This window comes from Amycolatopsis keratiniphila subsp. keratiniphila (assembly GCF_001620365.2).
GTDB lineage: Bacteria > Actinomycetota > Actinomycetes > Mycobacteriales > Pseudonocardiaceae > Amycolatopsis > Amycolatopsis keratiniphila.
Map to the genome: position 1 here is coordinate 307,949 of NZ_LQMT02000022.1, position 16,136 is coordinate 324,084.

Annotated in this window: 15 protein-coding genes and 3 tRNA genes; 8 read left to right on the top strand and 10 right to left on the bottom strand. The window is 68.3% G+C overall.

The window, feature by feature from the left end; translation table 11 throughout:
- The first annotated feature begins 78 nt into the window (after positions 1–78).
- Positions 79–2,745, top strand: coding sequence for a tetratricopeptide repeat protein (locus AVR91_RS23960; protein WP_063272026.1), 2,667 nt, complete (start codon positions 79–81; stop codon positions 2,743–2,745).
- Between the two features lie 52 nt (positions 2,746–2,797).
- On the opposite strand, the gene AVR91_RS23965 is transcribed toward AVR91_RS23960, so the two are convergent.
- From AVR91_RS23965 to AVR91_RS23990, 6 genes are all read right to left on the bottom strand, one after another.
- The gene (locus AVR91_RS23965) at positions 2,798–3,382 is read right to left on the bottom strand and encodes a PaaI family thioesterase (protein WP_063272027.1); all 585 of its coding nucleotides are present in this window, start codon (positions 3,380–3,382) and stop codon (positions 2,798–2,800) included.
- Positions 3,383–3,391: 9 nt separating this feature from the next.
- A complete protein-coding gene (locus AVR91_RS23970; RefSeq protein WP_063272028.1) occupies positions 3,392–4,807 on the bottom strand; it encodes an MFS transporter in 1,416 nt (471 codons plus the stop codon).
- Between the two features lie 213 nt (positions 4,808–5,020).
- Complete coding sequence (locus AVR91_RS23975; protein WP_228709312.1) at positions 5,021–5,479, bottom strand: hypothetical protein; 459 nt, start codon at positions 5,477–5,479, stop codon at positions 5,021–5,023.
- 4 nt (positions 5,480–5,483) lie between these two features.
- Complete coding sequence (locus tag AVR91_RS23980) at positions 5,484–6,041, bottom strand: SigE family RNA polymerase sigma factor (RefSeq protein ID WP_063272030.1); 558 nt, start codon at positions 6,039–6,041, stop codon at positions 5,484–5,486.
- Positions 6,042–6,386 (bottom strand): hypothetical protein, encoded by a 345-nt coding sequence (locus tag AVR91_RS23985; RefSeq protein WP_063272031.1) that lies wholly within the window; start codon positions 6,384–6,386, stop codon positions 6,042–6,044.
- Between the two features lie 139 nt (positions 6,387–6,525).
- Entirely contained in the window at positions 6,526–7,767 is a 1,242-nt protein-coding gene (locus AVR91_RS23990) for a L,D-transpeptidase (RefSeq protein ID WP_016330847.1), read from the bottom strand.
- Between the two features lie 421 nt (positions 7,768–8,188).
- Between AVR91_RS23990 and AVR91_RS23995 the strand changes: the two genes are divergently transcribed.
- Complete coding sequence (locus AVR91_RS23995; protein ID WP_003097368.1) at positions 8,189–8,392, top strand: cold-shock protein; 204 nt, start codon at positions 8,189–8,191, stop codon at positions 8,390–8,392.
- 117 nt (positions 8,393–8,509) lie between these two features.
- Here the strand turns inward: AVR91_RS23995 and AVR91_RS24000 are convergent, their stop codons facing one another.
- Positions 8,510–8,929, bottom strand: coding sequence for a hypothetical protein (locus AVR91_RS24000; RefSeq protein ID WP_016330848.1), 420 nt, complete (start codon positions 8,927–8,929; stop codon positions 8,510–8,512).
- A 514-nt stretch (positions 8,930–9,443) separates the two neighbouring features.
- On the opposite strand from AVR91_RS24000, the gene AVR91_RS24005 reads away from it, so the two are divergent.
- From AVR91_RS24005 to AVR91_RS24025, 5 genes are all read left to right on the top strand, one after another.
- Complete coding sequence (locus tag AVR91_RS24005; protein ID WP_020633070.1) at positions 9,444–9,701, top strand: hypothetical protein; 258 nt, start codon at positions 9,444–9,446, stop codon at positions 9,699–9,701.
- 126 nt (positions 9,702–9,827) lie between these two features.
- The gene (locus AVR91_RS24010; protein WP_063272032.1) at positions 9,828–10,607 is read left to right on the top strand and encodes an SCO6745 family protein; all 780 of its coding nucleotides are present in this window, start codon (positions 9,828–9,830) and stop codon (positions 10,605–10,607) included.
- A 145-nt stretch (positions 10,608–10,752) separates the two neighbouring features.
- Positions 10,753–10,825: transfer RNA gene (locus AVR91_RS24015), tRNA-Glu, on the top strand.
- A gap of 29 nt (positions 10,826–10,854) precedes the next feature.
- Positions 10,855–10,928: transfer RNA gene (locus tag AVR91_RS24020), tRNA-Asp, on the top strand.
- Positions 10,929–10,959: 31 nt separating this feature from the next.
- A tRNA-Phe gene (locus AVR91_RS24025) sits at positions 10,960–11,033 on the top strand.
- Between the two features lie 125 nt (positions 11,034–11,158).
- Here AVR91_RS24025 and AVR91_RS24030 read toward each other — a convergent pair.
- On the bottom strand, positions 11,159–11,938 hold the full coding sequence (locus tag AVR91_RS24030) for a S1 family peptidase (RefSeq protein ID WP_063272033.1): 780 nt from the start codon (positions 11,936–11,938) through the stop codon (positions 11,159–11,161).
- A 157-nt stretch (positions 11,939–12,095) separates the two neighbouring features.
- Between AVR91_RS24030 and AVR91_RS24035 the strand changes: the two genes are divergently transcribed.
- Positions 12,096–12,917, top strand: coding sequence for an arylamine N-acetyltransferase family protein (locus AVR91_RS24035; protein WP_063272034.1), 822 nt, complete (start codon positions 12,096–12,098; stop codon positions 12,915–12,917).
- 4 nt (positions 12,918–12,921) lie between these two features.
- On the opposite strand, the gene AVR91_RS24040 is transcribed toward AVR91_RS24035, so the two are convergent.
- Together AVR91_RS24040 and AVR91_RS24045 are read right to left on the bottom strand one after the other, a co-directional pair.
- Positions 12,922–13,221, bottom strand: a complete 300-nt coding sequence (locus AVR91_RS24040) for a GNAT family N-acetyltransferase (protein ID WP_016330853.1) — start codon at positions 13,219–13,221, stop codon at positions 12,922–12,924.
- Entirely contained in the window at positions 13,218–15,995 is a 2,778-nt protein-coding gene (locus AVR91_RS24045; protein ID WP_063272035.1) for a sensor domain-containing protein, read from the bottom strand. Before AVR91_RS24045 ends, AVR91_RS24040 begins: the two co-directional genes overlap by 4 nt.
- Positions 15,996–16,136: the final 141 nt, after the last annotated feature.

Sequence of the window (16,136 nt, forward strand, 5' to 3'; positions counted from 1 at the left end):
GACCCGGCGCGGGCACGACCTGCCTGCTCACGGCTAGGATCGACTCCCAAGCCGTCGCGGGGATTTCGGGAGGTACCAGTGTCGGAAGAGCCGCGCCGTCCTCGGCACGCAGCGCCGGACGACGCCACGCCGGAGCGTGAGCCGGAGTCCGCCTCCTGGACGCCGCCGGCACCGGTCCGCTGGGAAACGCCCGAACCGTCTATTTCCGGCAGGCTCGATCTCTCCGAGCCGCGGCCCGAGCAGGAGCCGGAGAAGGACGCCGAGCGCACGGTTTACCACGCGCCCGTCCAGCGGCCGCAGACTCCGCCGCGCGGCCAGCAGCGGCCGATCCCCGGCGCCGAGGATCCGACGCGTCCGCCGGGCGACATGGCCCCGGTGAGCCCGCAGACCCAGGTCGTCCGCCCCGCGTGGCAGGCGCCCGCCGACGCGCCGCAGCCGACCAGCGTGCTCGCCTCGCCGGCCCCGGAGACGCAGAGCATCATGCCGCCGACGCCGCGCGTCGACAGCGGACCCGGTCCGCTGCCGGACCCGGGCACGGAAAGCGTCCTCCCCGAACGTTCCAGCGAAAGCCGCGGCACGGGCACCGGCACCGGATCGGGCAGCCGCGGCACCGGAACCGGGACCGGAACGGGTTCGTTCCCCGGCACCGCGCGCCGGACGTCGTCCCGCACGTCACGCCGCGGCCGTCTCGGCGCCGGGCTCGTCGACGTCCCGCAGGTGCCGTACCGCGACCCGGCGTCCGCCGTCCTCGAGAACCCGATGGTGTCCGAGGAGAAACGCTTCTGCGGCAGCTGCAGTGCCAAGGTCGGCCGCGGCAAGGACGGCGAGCCCGGCTCGCCCGAGGGCAAATGCGAGAAGTGCGGGAACCCGTTCTCCTTCGTCCCGAAGCTGCGGCCGAACGAGATCGTCGGCGGCCAGTACGAGGTGCTCGGCGCGCTCGCGTACGGCGGCCTCGGCTGGATCTACCTCGCGCAGGACCACAACGTGAGCGACCGCTGGGTGGTGCTCAAGGGCCTGATCGACACCGGCGACGCCACCGCGATGGCGGCCGCCGCCAACGAGCAGCGCTTCCTCGCCGAGGTCGAGCACCCCAACATCGTCAAGATCCACAACTTCGTGCAGCACCCGGACGGCGACACCGGCAACTCCGTCGGCTACATCGTCATGGAGTACGTCGGCGGTCAGTCGCTGCGTCAGCTCGCGCTCGCGCACCACCGCGAGACGAAACGCCCGGAGCCGCTGCCGATCGGCCAGGTGATCGCCTACGGGCTGGAGATCCTGCCCGCCATGGGCTACCTGCACGGCCAGAACCTGCTGTACTGCGACCTCAAGCCCGACAACGTCATCCAGACGCACGAACAGCTCAAGCTGATCGACCTCGGCGCGGTCCGCCGCATCGACGACTACGAGAGCCCGCTGTTCTTCACCACCGGCTACAGCGCGCCCGAACTGGCGACGCACGGCGCGTCGGTGGCATCGGACCTGTACACGGTCGGCCGCACGCTCGCCGTGCTCAGCTTCGAATTCTCCGGCTACACCACCAAGTACAAGACGACCCTGCCCGGACCGGACGTCGTGCCGTTGTTCGCGCTCTTCGGTTCGTACTACCGCTTCCTGAAGCGCGCGACGCACACCGACCCGGACCGCCGGTTCATCGCGGCCGAGGAGATGGCCGACCAGCTGACCGGCGTGCTCCGCGAGATCATGGCGCTGGGCACCGGGAAACCGCGCCCTGGCGCGTCGACCGTCTTCGGGCCGGAGACCCGCACGTTCGGCGTCGACATGGTCGTCCCAGAACACGGTGGGAGCGTGCCGCTGCCCGATCCGGGTGAAGTGGTCGCCGGGCTGCCGATCCCGCAGGTCGACACGGACGACCCGGCGGCAGGCGTGCTCGCGTCGACGGTCGCGCTCGATCCCGGGGGCGCGATCGAGTCGCTGGCCGGGGCACCGCGCGAGTCGATCGAGGTCCGGCTGCGTATCGTCCGCGCGCGGATCGAGCTCGGTGAGCTGGTCGAGGCGCAGCGGCAGCTGCAGGCCGCGCAGTACCTCGCGATCAAGGCCGGTTTCCCGCACGACTGGCGGATCGACTGGTACCGCGGCCTGATCGAGCTCGCGGGCGGACGGTCCCGCGTCGCGCACGTCGCGTTCGAAGCGGTGTACGACGACCTTCCCGGGGAGATCGCGCCGAAGCTGGCCTTGGCCGTCAGCGCGGAAGGGGTCGGGGACTACTTCGGCGCCGCGCGCTACTACGAGCTGGTGTGGCGAACGGACCGGTCGTACGTCAGCGCCGCCTTCGGGCTCGCTCGCGTGTACCTCGCGCAGGGCGCCAGGGCCAGCGCGATCGAGGTGCTGGAGGCCGTCCCGGCGTCGTCGTCGCATCACGTCGCCGCGCAGGTGGCCGCGATCAAGATCAAGACCAGGATCAACGGTGGCGGCAAGGATCCGGTGATGGTGTCCGAGCGGGATCTCGTCGACGCCTCGACGCGGTTGGAGCGCTTGCAGCTCGATGCGGAACGCCGCACTCGTTTGTCGGCGGAGGTCCTCGAAGCGGCGTACGGCTGGCTGAATTCGCAGAACCAGCCGACACCGGGCGCGAAGGTGCTGGGCTGTGCCTTGGAGGAACGAGACCTGCGGTTCGGGCTCGAGCGCTGCTACCGGACGTTGGCGCGGTTGGCCGGATCGGTCGACAAGCGGGTCGAACTCGTCGACAAGGCGAACGCGATCCGGCCGCGAACAATGACATAGCGCGCGTGAAGTCTCCATCGGGCGCCGAGCGCCCTCCGAAGACCTCTTCAACTCAGGGGTTGATGTCCCACTCGCGGGCGCGCTGGGCCTTTTCGTGCGCGGCGGCGAGTTTCTGCAGCGCCTCGGGATCCCCGTGGGTGCTGAAGTGCTCGAACTCGACCCGCACGAACAGCGCCCGCGCGCGCACCGCGACGGGGCCGTCTTCGGCGTCGAGCCGTCCGTCTGCGCTCACGTAGATCTTCCGGCCGGCGATGCCGTCCAGTTTCGTGGCGATGTACAGGGTCGAGCCGACCGGGACCGGCCGGAGGAAGTCCGTCTCCAGTTTCCCGGTGACGGCGGGGCGGCGTAGCAGGTTGCCGACGGTCGCGCCGAGCGCTTCGTCGAAGGCGCAAGCCAGCAGCCCGCCATGGGCGAGGCCGGGCGCACCCTGGTGGGCGGAGGTGACGGTGAACTTGGAGTACACCGTCGTCCCTTCGCCCACCGTCGAATGCAGGTGGAGCCCGGCCTCGATCTCGTCGCCGCACCCGAAACACTCACCGAAGTGGATGCCGAGGTGGCTGCCCTGTTCGGGGGCTTCCGGGTGGACGGTCGCCGGTTCGACTTCGACCGGCGGCCACGGCTGCGAGATACGGCTCATGGAAAGACGTTAACTCGCCGGTAGCTCCGAAGCGCCGCCGGGAGTGGCCGTTTCCGGTTTCCGGCGCCGCGCGATCCGCGAGTTCACGATGCCGCGCAGCGACACACCGGCCGTTTCGGGCAGCAGCAGGATCGGGATGGCCGCGATCGCCGCCGCGCCCATCAGGTAGTACGCGGGCCACAGGTTGTCGCCTGTCGAGTTCACCAGGCTGCCGATGATGTACGACGCGGTACCGCCGAAGGCCGCGGTCGAAACGCTGTATCCGATGGAGAAACCGCTGTAGCGCTCCTGGGTCGGGAACATCGCCGGCAGCGTCGCGGCCAGCACGGCCAGAATCAGCACCAGCGGCACCGCGATCATCACCAGGCCGAGCATGAGCTGCCAGGCGTTCCGGTCGTCAGCGGCCGCGCCCATCAACGAGAACGCCGGAATCGGCAACACCAGGAAGCTCGCGCAGCACGTGATCAGGATGGGTTTTCGCCCGATGCGGTCGGACAGCATGCCGACCGGCACGATCAAGATCAACATCAACCCGATGGTGGCCAGGATGATGAGCAAGGGTGTGTGCCCGCTGAAACCGACCACGTCCTTGAGGTACGTCTCCAGGTAGGTGATCACGATGTAGTCGGCGACGTTCAGCATCACCACGATGCCGATCAGGTGCAGGATCGACGTCCAGTGCTTCTTGAGCAGCGCCTTCAGCGGCGACTTCTCGACCTGGTTCTTCTTCTCGATCTCCTGGAACAGCGGAGTGTCCTCCAGCTTGTTCCGCAGGTACAGACCGACGATGCCGAGCGGGCCCGCGATCAGGAACGGCAGGCGCCAGCCCCATTCGCGCATGGCCTCGTCGCCGAGCACGACGGTGAAGATGGTGACGAAGCCGGCCCCCATCGCGAAGCCGACGAGCGTGCCGAATTCCAGCCAGCTGCCCCAGAAACCCCGGCGCCGGGCGGGCGCGTACTCCGCGATGAACGTCGCCGCGCCGCCGTACTCACCGCCCGCCGAGAAGCCTTGGATGGTGCGCAACAGGATCAGCAGGACCGCCGCGGCCGGGCCGATCGTCGCGTAGGACGGCAACAGGCCGATGATGAACGTCGACCCGGACATCAGGATGATCGTCAGCGCGAGCACCTTCTGGCGCCCGATCTTGTCCCCCAGCGGACCGAACACGAAGCTGCCGAACGGCCGGACGACGAACGTGATCGCCAAGACCGCGAAGGTCGCCAGGGCGCCTTCGGAAGTGCTCGACGCATTGAAGAAGACCTGCCCCAGGATGGCCGGCATGAAGCCGAAAACACCGAAGTCGTACCACTCGATGCAGTTACCCATCGCCGCCCCGGCGACGGCTTTTCTGATCTGTTCAGGCGGGGCCTCCGTCGGTGCCCCTTTTTCCTGATGTGACGCACTCAGCGCCTCTTCGGCCATGGGTTTGACCTCCCGACCCACCCGTTACTTACCCATCGTCGAGGGTTTGTTCCCTCGACCGTAGGCGTTCAAACGTCCGGGTTCAGCGCTTTGGATCGGCCGCGAGAGCGCCGTTCCGCCATTACGGTGACGAACCACCAGGTGAAGCCGATGTCGGAGACTTTCCGATTACTTTGGGTCACTCTTCGGGAAACGGACGTTCCGGACGGGAGATCAGCGGGTCGCGGCCGTTGTCGGCGGCTCGCCCGGCTGCTTCGTCGGAGTGGGCGCACGTGGGGGCGCGGCCGTCGTCGTGCGGCCGGGCGTGACGGTCCTCGGCGTCGAACGCGGCTGTTCGGACTTCGGCGCGGAGGAGGCGGGAGGCGGATTCTCGGGAGTGACCTCCGGCCGCGGCGTCGACTCGGCGGGCGCGGGGGAGACCGGTGTCGGGGCGATGGTCGACAGGCCCGGCCCCGCGGGTTGAACCGGCGCGGGCCCCTCGCCATCGCGACCGCCGACGGTGAGCGCGCCGAACACGATCACCCCGATCGTCGCCAGCGAACTGCCCGCCACGGCCAGCCGTTTGCGTCGTCGCCGGATCCGGCCACCCCGCTCGATGATGTCCGCCGCCCGGATGCCCAGCGGTGGACCGCTCGCTCCGTGCGCGAGCACGCCTTTGATGTCCTCGTCCATCCCCTCACCTCCCATCGTCGTGCGCTCCGCTCAAGGCCAGTTCACTGAAATGCGGACCGAGCCGTTTACGCAGGGTCGCGAGCCCCCGCGCGCCCTGGCTCTTCACGTTCCCGGTGCTGCAGCCCAGCGCCGCGGCCGTCTCTTCGACGCTGAGATCCTCGAAGTAGCGCAACACCAGGACGGCGCGCTGCTTCGGTGCGATGCCGGACAGGGCGTGCCTGACCAGCATCTCCTGTTCCGTGCCGCCGGTTTCGCCCGGGACGTCGGGAAGAGCGTCCGTGAGCTTCTCCCGTTTGCGCCAGACGCGCCGATGCTCGGAGAGGAACGTCCGCAGCACGATCTTGCGCGCGTAGCCGTCGAGCGCGTCGTGCCGGGAAAGCCTCGGCCAAGCCAAGTACAGCTTCAGCAGCGCGGCCTGTGTGATGTCCTCGGCCTGATGCCAGTCGCCGCACAGGAGGTACGCGGTGGCACGCAGATTGTGCGCGCGCTCGTCGAAGTACCGGGCGAACTCGCCGTCCCACGGCGAGCCCGTCCCGGTCTTCGACGAGCGGCTCGGCGTCACCTAGTTACCGGCTCCTTCGACGATGGCGGGGAGGTGCAGATCCCCGGTCGGCCCGGCGGGAACGGCCTTGGGCACGCGGTGCTCACCCGGCGCGACGACCGACGGTGTCTTCGGGACATCGCGCGGCGGCGCGGTGGTGGCGCGGGGCGGCTCGACAGGCCGCGTGGTGGTGGGCGCCTTGGTCGGCGGCTCGGGCGCCGGAGTCACCGTCGACGACGGCGCGCTCTGATCGGCCGACGCCAGCGACGTGGTCGCGAAGGCGGCGCCGCCCGCCAGCAGCAGCGCGCCGAGAGTGAGAGCGATACGAGTACGCAAGAGTGTCTCCTCGATCCGGGCGCCGCTCATTGGCCGCGGCGCCTTACGTCGTTAGACATGCGTCCCGCCTCGCTACCGGTTGCATCGATTTTTCGGGAAATTTCAGGCGACCAACACGAACGGCCGGAGACCACAGGGGTCTCCGGCCGCCCGGTTCCATGGAAGTACTTCAGCTCGCGAGAGCGGAGAGCTTGGACCACTCCTCCCAGGAGTAGGTCCAGTCGCTGTAGTCGCGCGCCCGGTTGATCTTCACCGTGCTGCCCTCGATCTCGACGGGGTCCCCGACCAGGGCGCCGTCCATGTACGCCTTGGCGTTCGCCGGCGCCAGGTTCACGCAGCCGTGCGAGATGTTCTTCTTGCCCTGCGCCCAGATCGAAGGCGCGTAGCCGTGGATGAACTCGCCGTTGGTGGAGAACCGCACCGCGGACGGCACGACGATGTTCTCGTAGTTGTAGCGCTCGTTGGTCATCGAGTACGTGTCGTGCTTGGACATCACCACGTGCGTGCCGCTCGGTGTGACACGGCCCGGGTCGGCGTCGAGGCCGTAGCTGGCCGGGTAGTCCGCGATCTGCTGCCCGTCGCGGATCACCACGAGCCGGTGGGTCTGGGTGTTGCCCTTGACGATCTGCGAGCGGCCGATCGTGAAGCTCGCCGAGCGGTCTTCCTTGCCGTACACGCCTTCGCCGATCTTGACGCCGTAGATCTTGGCGTTGAACTTCACCGTGGTGCCGGGCTGCCAGTAGGCCTTCGGCCGCCAGTGCACCGAAGTGTCGTCGTGGACCCAGGCCCAGGAACCCTCGGTCTTCGGCGTGGTCTCGACCGACAGCGCCTTCTCGACCGAGGCCTTGTCGGTGACCTTGCTCGGGAACGTCAGCGTGATCGGCATGGCGACGCCGTACGTCTGCCCGTCGAAGACGTTGATGTTCGCGCCCACCTGCTTGCGCGGTTTGACCGTGGTGAAGGCCCCGCCGATGTCGACGGGCTTGCCGTCGGTGCCGGTGGCCTTGCCGGACCACGTGTAGGACTTGCCGTAGCCGAGCTGCTCGGTGGTGGACCAGCTCTTCTTGTCCTCGGACGGCTGCCCCGCGACCTGCTTGCCGTCCGGGTTGGTCAGCACGACCTGGTCGAGCGTGCCGTCGGCGACGCTGACCTTGATGGGCTGCCCCGGCGCGACGTCCTGCGCGCCCGCGGCCGGCTCGTACGTCAGCTTGGCGGGCGCGGGCGCCTTGCCGCCGGTGTCGCTGCTGACCGGCCCGCCGCCGTCCGGCCCGCTGGCCGAAACGGTCGGCTCGCTGCTGCACGCCCCCAGCGTCAGAGCGGCCACCAACCCCAGTGCCGCGATCGCCGCCCGGCGGCGCGCGGTTTCCGTGAACCTCAAAGCTTCCCCTTTGCTCCCCTGTACACCGACCATGACGTCCGGACAGCCCCGTAAGTTGATCCCACCGAGAGTGATGCGAGTCACAATCGAGTGGATCTTAGTTCACGATCGGGGCATGGCCGACTTCGGTCCGTGTCCGGCGATGACCTGAGGTCGGCGTGCGGCGACAGGCTAGCGAGGGGGTCCGACAGAAGCCGGATCGGTATACGACGTTCCGGTGACCTTGGTACTTGGGGGTGCCCAGAGTCCGATCACGGGCTTCAAATATGGCCAGATCCCGGTACGCTGCCATCAGGCCGTCGTTTTGCGTGTTCGTGGCTTCACACTCGCGGAACTTCTGACGCGAGCCATGAGCCGGTGACGCGCTCTTCGCTCGACTCGTTGGAACCGCCCGGGACGGTCTGGGTGTCGCTTCGGAGGCACTCGAAGCGGATGTGCAACGAGGAGTAAAGCGGTGGCGCAAGGCACTGTGAAGTGGTTCAACGCGGAGAAGGGCTTCGGCTTCATCGCGCAGGATGGCGGCGAGGGCGACGTCTTCGTTCACTACTCGGAGATCGAGGGTCGCGGTTTCCGCACGCTCGAGGAGAACCAGCGAGTGGAGTTCGAGGTCGGTCAGGGCCAGAAGGGCCCGCAGGCCCAGAAGGTCCGCGCGATCTGAGTCCGCCCTTCAGGCGTTGCTCAGACTGATCGGAAAAGCCCCCGGCGATCTCGCCGGGGGCTTTTCCCTTTGCCGCTGAAGCTTCTTCTGTTGTGCTGTTCCGTTCCGGGATGACGGTCAGCGCGGGACGGGCTGCTCCCACGCGTTGGCGTCGAAGCGGAATTCGTCGGTGTGGGCTTCCTCGTGGCGGCGCTGCTGGGCCGAGTTGGCCTGCGACTCCCACGAAAGACGCTCGAGGATCCATTCCTGCGCCAGCGCCTGCGGCGACAGGTTGCGCTCGGCCGCGGCGTCCTTGAGCTGCTCGCAGGCGATGAGGTTCATCCGCAGCTGGAAGACCTGCGCTTCGCCGAAACGCTTGCCGGTGCCGGTGCTCTCCGGGTCGTTTTCCGGGGCGAGGGCACGAAGGTAGCTGGTGAGCTCCGTGTCTTCGACGACCGCTTCGGCCTCCTTGGTGGGGGAGTTGCGGTGACGACCGGGGTTGACCGGCTTCAGGTTCGTGCGGCTGCCGCTACGACGGCTCAGGGAAGGAAGGGGCACCGGGCCACGATAACGGTTCGGTCTCGGCAAACCAACCACAGTGAGCCACGACACACCGAATTCTTTGTCTCGAATGGCCCAGCATCGACAGGAAAACCTTTTCTCGTGATCACAACCCGCGACCGGAAGAGGAAAGACCAACGGGATCGGGCATGGGCAGCCAACCGCCGCCTGAAGGAACCTGGGGTCTGGGGGTGGCCCCCAGAAAACGGAGCGACCCCCGCGCCAGGGGGAGGAACGCGGGGGTCGGAGGGGATCTCCACAGGCGCTGACCGGGGGTGTGTCAGCGAATCGATTGTTGCACGGTTTCCTGAGAAGGGCGAGTGGGCGCGGGCAGAATTCCGGTCAGGGCGCCACCTCTGGTTCGCCTGTGGTTCATGTGGCGCGGGTGTGCGCGTGATCGCTCTGCGTTGTGCGGAGCGTGGCGACAGGTTCACTCTCCGGGGGGCTGTGTGTCGCGGCCGGCTCTGGCTAGCCTCGCGGCCAAGCTGTTCGTTGGCCGTCTGGAGGAACCATGGGTGGGTCTGTGGAAGTGCGACAGTTCCTCCTTCGGTACGAAGGTGCCGATGGGGGAAGCTCGACGACGTTGGCCGGCGGTCTGCCGGCGCAGCGCACGGGTCAGGGGGACGCCCAGCGGGTGTCCGACGACCAGGTGCGGCGTGCCCGGCTGGCGGTGGCCAACGGGGCGCTGGGCGTCGATGACTGTGTCCAGTTGCTGGACATGCTGGGGTTGACGCTGGACGAGGACGGGCAGGCGCCCGTCCAGCGCTGAGTTCGTTCGTTCACGAGGCCCGGTCGCGCGGGGTGTGCCGCGCGGCCGGGCCTTCGTTTGTCCTCGACGCTCGTCCGCCAGTTGTGTAACACTGTTATCAAACAACTGGCGGGAAGGGGTGCCGACATGGCCGACGAAGCGGCGATCGCGGTGGCTCGGGAGATCCGGGGTCCGGTGCAGGCGCTGGGCGGGAAGTTCATGACGTCGCCGGAGCTGGCCGAGGTCGAGGCGGAGGTGGGCCTGTCGCCGCGGACGTTGTACCTGCGCGGCCGGTCCGCGGTGCTGGGCGACCCGCCGCCGAAGGTGGTCGCGGAGCTGTTCGGCATCTTCCCGTCTTGGCTCTTCGAGTACGCCCTCCCGTCCGCGACGGCGGCACTCGACGCGGCCTCCGCGGTCCGTGCCTACTCGCGGTCATCGGCGAACTGGGCGCGTGTCCACCTTTCGGGTGTCGGCGACCCGGGCCGTCCTGCGGATCTGCTGTTCCGTCTCGTGGACGCCGCGGACGCGAGTGGTCTCGCGTTGTTCGCCGGTTGGCAACTCGCCGAACGTCCGGCGGACGACGTCGAGCGGCTGGCGTTCGCGCTCATGGTCTTCCGCGAGTTCCGCGGCGGCATCCACTTCGCGGCCCTTCGCGCGGTGGGTCTGACGGTGTCCGAGGCGGTCGTCGCGGATCCGGAAGGCGGCCGTGGCCGTCTCCTGCGCACCGCGTGGTCCGAGGAGGCCGCCGACGGGTTGATCGCCGCGGCGGAGGCGAAGGGGGATCTGCGGCAGCGGTGGCGGCAGGCGGAGGACCTGACCGATCGGCGCGTGGCCGAACTCCTCGCCGTCACTCTGACGGGCGACGAGCGGGAGGAGCTTCGGCGGCGTCTTGGAGCCCTACGGGACGCCTCGGCCCTGATATCCTGAACTCACCGCGTTCTCGCAGGTCCCAGCCCTGTGAACACTTAGAGGACCCCCTGTGCGGGAGCCGAAACAGGGGTGTCCTATAGTTATGTTCGCTCCCGGGGACACCGGAGAGCGCGGGTCGGTCGGTTCGCCGAAACCGAACCGGGCTCCCATCGTCCAGCGGCCTAGGACTCCGCCCTTTCAAGGCGGCAACGCGGGTTCGAATCCCGTTGGGAGTACGCAGTACAGTTACAAAAGCAGTATGCAAGGCCCTGTGGCGCAGTTGGTTAGCGCGTCGCCCTGTCACGGCGAAGGTCGCGGGTTCGAGTCCCGTCAGGGTCGCAAGATCGTTCGGCTCCTCGCCGGCGTTCCCGGCCAGGTAGCTCAGTTGGTACGAGCGTCCGCCTGAAAAGCGGAAGGTCGCCGGTTCGACCCCGGCCCTGGCCACCGCTCAACGAACCGCCTCGATGCACATCGAGGCGGTTTTTTCATGCCTGGGGCCGATTCCACGCCGACGCGCGGTGGCGTCCGATGTCGCAGGAGCATCGGGCGCCACCGCGCGGTGCGGTGTCCTACTTGCCGGTCTGCTGCTTGATCCAGTCGCCGAACGCGGTCACGTCGGTGTAGATGCCCGGCATCTCCGGGCAGCTGGCGGTCTGGCCGCGGCTGGTGGCGCCGACCAGCGTCCACTTGTCGCCGTTCTTGACCACGGCGGGGCCGCCCGAGTCGCCGTAGCAGGCGCTCGCTTTGCCGCCCTGGTTGTCCATGCACAGCTCGGTCTGCGCGTCGTAGGCCCCGGAGCCGGAGCAGCCGGAGTCTTCGGCGACCTTGGTGTCGAGCTGCTGGAGTACCACCGGAGCCTCACCGCAGCCGCGCGTGGGGCAGGTCAGCCCCCAGCCGATCTCGCGCACGTCGGTGCCCGCCGCCGGCGACTGGCCGATCTCGATCGGCGTCGCTTCCGCCGGCTTGGTCAGATGCACCAGGGCGATGTCGTACGGGCCGGAGCCGTCGTACTTCTCGTGGACCACGAACTTGTCGACCTCGGCGACCTCGCCGCCCTTGGTGTGGTCGGTGGTGTTGATGCGGTACTGCCAGTTCGACGGCTGCTCGCCCTCGACGCAGTGCGCGGCGGTCACCAGCCACTCCGGCGCGATCAGGGACGCACCGCAGTTGTGGTCGCCGCTCTTGGTCTGCATGGACGCCATGAAGGTGTAGGTCTCGGTCGCGTCCACACCACCCACGATCAGCGGCTGAACGCCCGAGGGCGGTTCGGCGGCGGAAGCAGGCATCGCCAACCCGAGTACGGCGGCCGCTCCGGTCAGCAGACCGGCGACGAGGGAACGAGTCCTCATCTGCTTTCTCCTTCCACGCCGGTGTGTTTCACCGGCTCACTCCGGAAGGGTGGCCAATCGTCACTCGTCCGTGGAACTTACGAAAGTCGGTGGCCGTTGCCAGTTACCAGTTGGCCGATCTTGACTTCGAGTTAAGTGGAGGTGTCAATCTCGGGGCATGACAAGCACAGCTGAGCAGGTCGACGAATGGACCGTCGGCACCCTCGACCTCGACGCGTACCTCGGCCGGATCGGCCAGAATCGCAAGACGCCGTCCACCGCCGCGTTGCGTGAGCTGGCGAAGGCGCACGTCCTCGCCATTCCGTTCGAGAACGTCGACGTGGTTTTGGCGCAGCACAAGGGAATCGCGCTCGACGACGTGATCGGCAAACTCGTCGGTCGTCATCGCGGCGGCTACTGTTACGAGCACGGAAGCCTTTTCGCCGCTGCCGCCGAGCAGCTCGGTTACTCCGTGCGCCGTCTGGTCGCCCGTGTGCAGCCGCAGAAGAACGGGCCGTACACGCATATGACGCTCGCGGTCGAGGCGGACGGCGTCCAGCACCTGGTCGACGTCGGTTTCGGTGCCGGGATGCTGGTGCCGATGCCGCTGGTCGACGGCGCGGTGGTGGATCAGGCGGGCTGGCCGCACCGGCTCGTCGCCGACGGAGACTGGTGGCGCCTGCAGAAGAAGGAGGGCGAAGACTGGACCGACCTGCACGCCTTCACGCTCATGCCGATGCACCGGATCGATTACGAGGTCTATCACCACTACACGTCGACGCATCCGCGGTCGCCGTTCACCGGGCAGCTGGTGGTCATGCGCCTGAAGGAAGGGCTCAGCCGCAAACTGGTCGGCGAAGAGTTCACCGTCGAACGCCCGGACGGGACCAAGGAGACCACCACGATCCCGCCCGAGCGGCTCGACGCGACACTGCGCGAGCTGGACGTCGTCCTCACCGAGGACGAGCTCGCGAAACTGTTGAAGATCTACCCGGGCTGAGGGCTCAAAGTTCGAATTCGGCGCGCTTGTCCTCGGGGACGAGGTCTTCGTACTCGCGGTGCTTCGCGATGAAGGAACGCACGTACGGGCAGTAGGGCAGGACCGACCTGCCCTGCGACCGGACGTCGTCGAGCGCGGCGGTCACGAGCTTGCCTGCCAGGCCCTGGCCCGCGAAGTCGTCCGAGATTTCGGTGTGCAGGAACAGGATCGCGTCGGTACGCGTGCGGGTTTCCAGGAACCCGGCGGGTTTCCCGTCCACGACGATGTCGTAGCGGTCTTCTCCGGCTTTGATCTCGACACTCATCCAGCTGCTCCGAAAAGTTCGTCCGGCGGCGCGGGGCGACCGAGATGGAAGCCCTGCGCCTGGTCACAGTGCAGCTCACGCAGGACCGTGAGCTGCTCTTCGTCTTCGACACCTTCGGCGACGACGATCAGGTCGACGGCGTGCGCCATCGCGACGATGCTCTTGACGATCGCGGCCGCGTCCCGCGAGTCCGCGATGCCGGTGACGAACGTGCGGTCGATCTTGAGCGTATCCAACGGAAGCCGTTGCAGCTGGGCGAGCGAGGAGTAGCCGGTGCCGAAGTCGTCGATCGCCAGCGAGACACCGAGATCGCGCAACGACGTCAGGACTTCGGCGGCCGCGGCCTGGTCCCGCATCAGCGCGCTTTCGGTGACTTCGAGGGTCAGCGCGTGCGGAGGGAGCCCGGTGGTCTTCAGCGCGTCCTGCACCCCGGCCACCAGATGCGGATCGTCCAGCTGCCTGGCCGACAGGTTGACCTTGAGGTTCAGATCGATGCCGAGCTGCTCGCGCCGCCTGGCGATCTCGCGCGTGGTCGTGCGCAGGACGTACTTGCCGATCAGGTTGATCAGGTCGCTTTCCTCGGCCAGCGGGATGAACTCGGCGGGCGAGATCGTGCCGTGCGCGGGATGTTTCCAGCGCAGCAACGCCTCCACGGCGACCATCTCGCCGGATTCGATGTCCACGACCGGTTGGTACGCCGTCCAGAGTTCCTCGTTCTGCAGGGCGTCGCGCAGGTCCTGTTCCATGCGCAGCCGCCGCTGCATCCGCTCGCGCAGCTCGACGTCGAAGAACTCGTAACGCGCCCGGCCGAGTGTTTTCGCTTGGTACATCGCGACATCCGCGTCCCGCAGCAGATCCTCGGCGGTCCGGGTGTCGTCGTTGGCCGCGGTGACGATGCCGATGCTGGCGTCGATGTGCAGCTGCCTGCCGTTGACGGTGATCGGCTCGGTCAGCGCCTCGCGCAGATGTTCCGCCAGCGCCTTGATCTCGTCCGGTTCGGTGATCTCGGCGGTGACGACGACGAATTCGTCACCGCCGAGCCTGCCGACGAGATCGTTCTCGCCGATGCCCCGGCGCAGGCGTTCGCCCGCGATGCGGAGCACCTTGTCGCCGACGGAATGCCCGAGGGAATCGTTGATCACCTTGAACTTGTCGAGGTCGATGAACAGCAGCGTGGTCAGCTCGGCGCGCCCGGCGCCGGACAGCGCCTCGGCGAGACTGTCCAGCACCAGCGTCCGGTTCGCGAGTTCGGTCAGCGGGTCGTGCGTCGCCTCGTGGGCGAGCCGCTCACCGATGGCGCGGCGTTCGGTGATGTCGGTGAACGAGGCGACCACCGCCTCGGCCGACGGGTCTTCCGGGGTCAGCAGCCGCGACGTCAGCGAGATCCAGACGTCGTCGCCGGCGGGCCTGCGCAGCCGTAGCACGAGGCCGGTCAGTGTCGCCCCGGTGCGCCGGGTCACCACCGACGGCATCCGGGCGGGTGGGATGCGGCCCTGTTCGTCGTACAACTCCAGCGTCACGCACGGGACACCGATGAGGTCGTCGTGGCCGACGCCGATGATCCGGCACGCCGCCGGGTTGGCCGATTCGATGAGACCGCCCGGGCCGATCACGACCACGCCTTCGTCGAGGGACGCGACCACCGTGCTGTAGTGCTGCTCGGCCCGGCGGCGGGCGGTTTCGTCGGCGCAGACCAGGACGAAACCGTCGTTCATCTCCGCGGCCGAGATGCGGATGGCCAGGGTCGATCCGTTGCGGTGGCGGTGGGTCGTCTGCATGACGCCACCCCGGCGCAGCACCGTTTCCGGGTCGAGCGCGGCGCCGACGAGTTCGCTCACCGTGCGGCCGATCGCCTCGCCCGCCGTCCAGCCGTAGACGTTCTCGGCGGCGGGGTTCCAGCTGGTCACGACGCCGCTGCCGCTGGTCGCGATGATCGCGTCGCTGACATGGCTGATCAGCGCGGCCTGGTAGCGCAGCGTCGCTTCGGCGGCCTTCTGCGCGCTGATGTCGCGCATGATGACCTGGAACGCGGGCCTGCCTTCCCAGGTCGTGCGCACCGAAATGCTCTGGACCAGGTACTTCGTGCCGTCGAGGCGGAGCATGACGGTGTCGGCGGGGACGGTCGACGCGCCCTGGCGGTGCAGTGACGCGATCCGGTCCAGCAGGGCCGGGAGCGATTCGTCGGCGACGAAGTCCATGATCGGCCGCCCGATCAGCTCGGCGGTCGACGAGGCACCGAGCGCGGTGAGGGCCGCACGGTTGACGTAGGTGACAACGCCGGCTTCGTGGACACAGACCGCGTCGGGGCTGAGTTCGACCAAAAGCCGGTAACGGTCAGTGAGATCTTCGAGGGCCTGCCGGTTCTCGCGGACGTCGGTCACGTCGGTGGCGATGCCGAGCAGCCCCGACGAGCCGTTGTCGTCGCCGATGGTGCGGGCGCGCAGCCGGACCCAGCGGATCTCGCCCGCCGGGTTCCGGAACGACTGCTCGAGTTCGAACTCGCGCCACGGCGGGGAGGTGCGGGTGCCGGAGGTCAGCGGGGCCACCAGATCGGCGAGCCTGGACTCGATCTCGGCTTCGGAAAGCGTGCCTCCGCCCAGCAGGTTCTCGAGTCCGGGCAGCCAGGACAGGGTTTCGGCCTCGAAGTCGTACGACCAGATGGCGGCGTGGTCGCCCGCGAGGCCGAGATCGCCGAGCGGCTCGTTTCCGAGCGGCGCGCCTGCCGGACGACCGGAATTCCCGGCCCCGGGCACGGCGAGGGCGTCAGCCTCCATGATCCGTCCGAACCCCCTCTTCCGGTGCTGGCACCGTCGATTACACCACCCGCGGAGGGCGCTGTATACGCGAGCCGGAGGCGGGCCACCGCCGATATGCGCGGGAGCAGATGAATACACGCTGTGTGACTGGCCTACGCT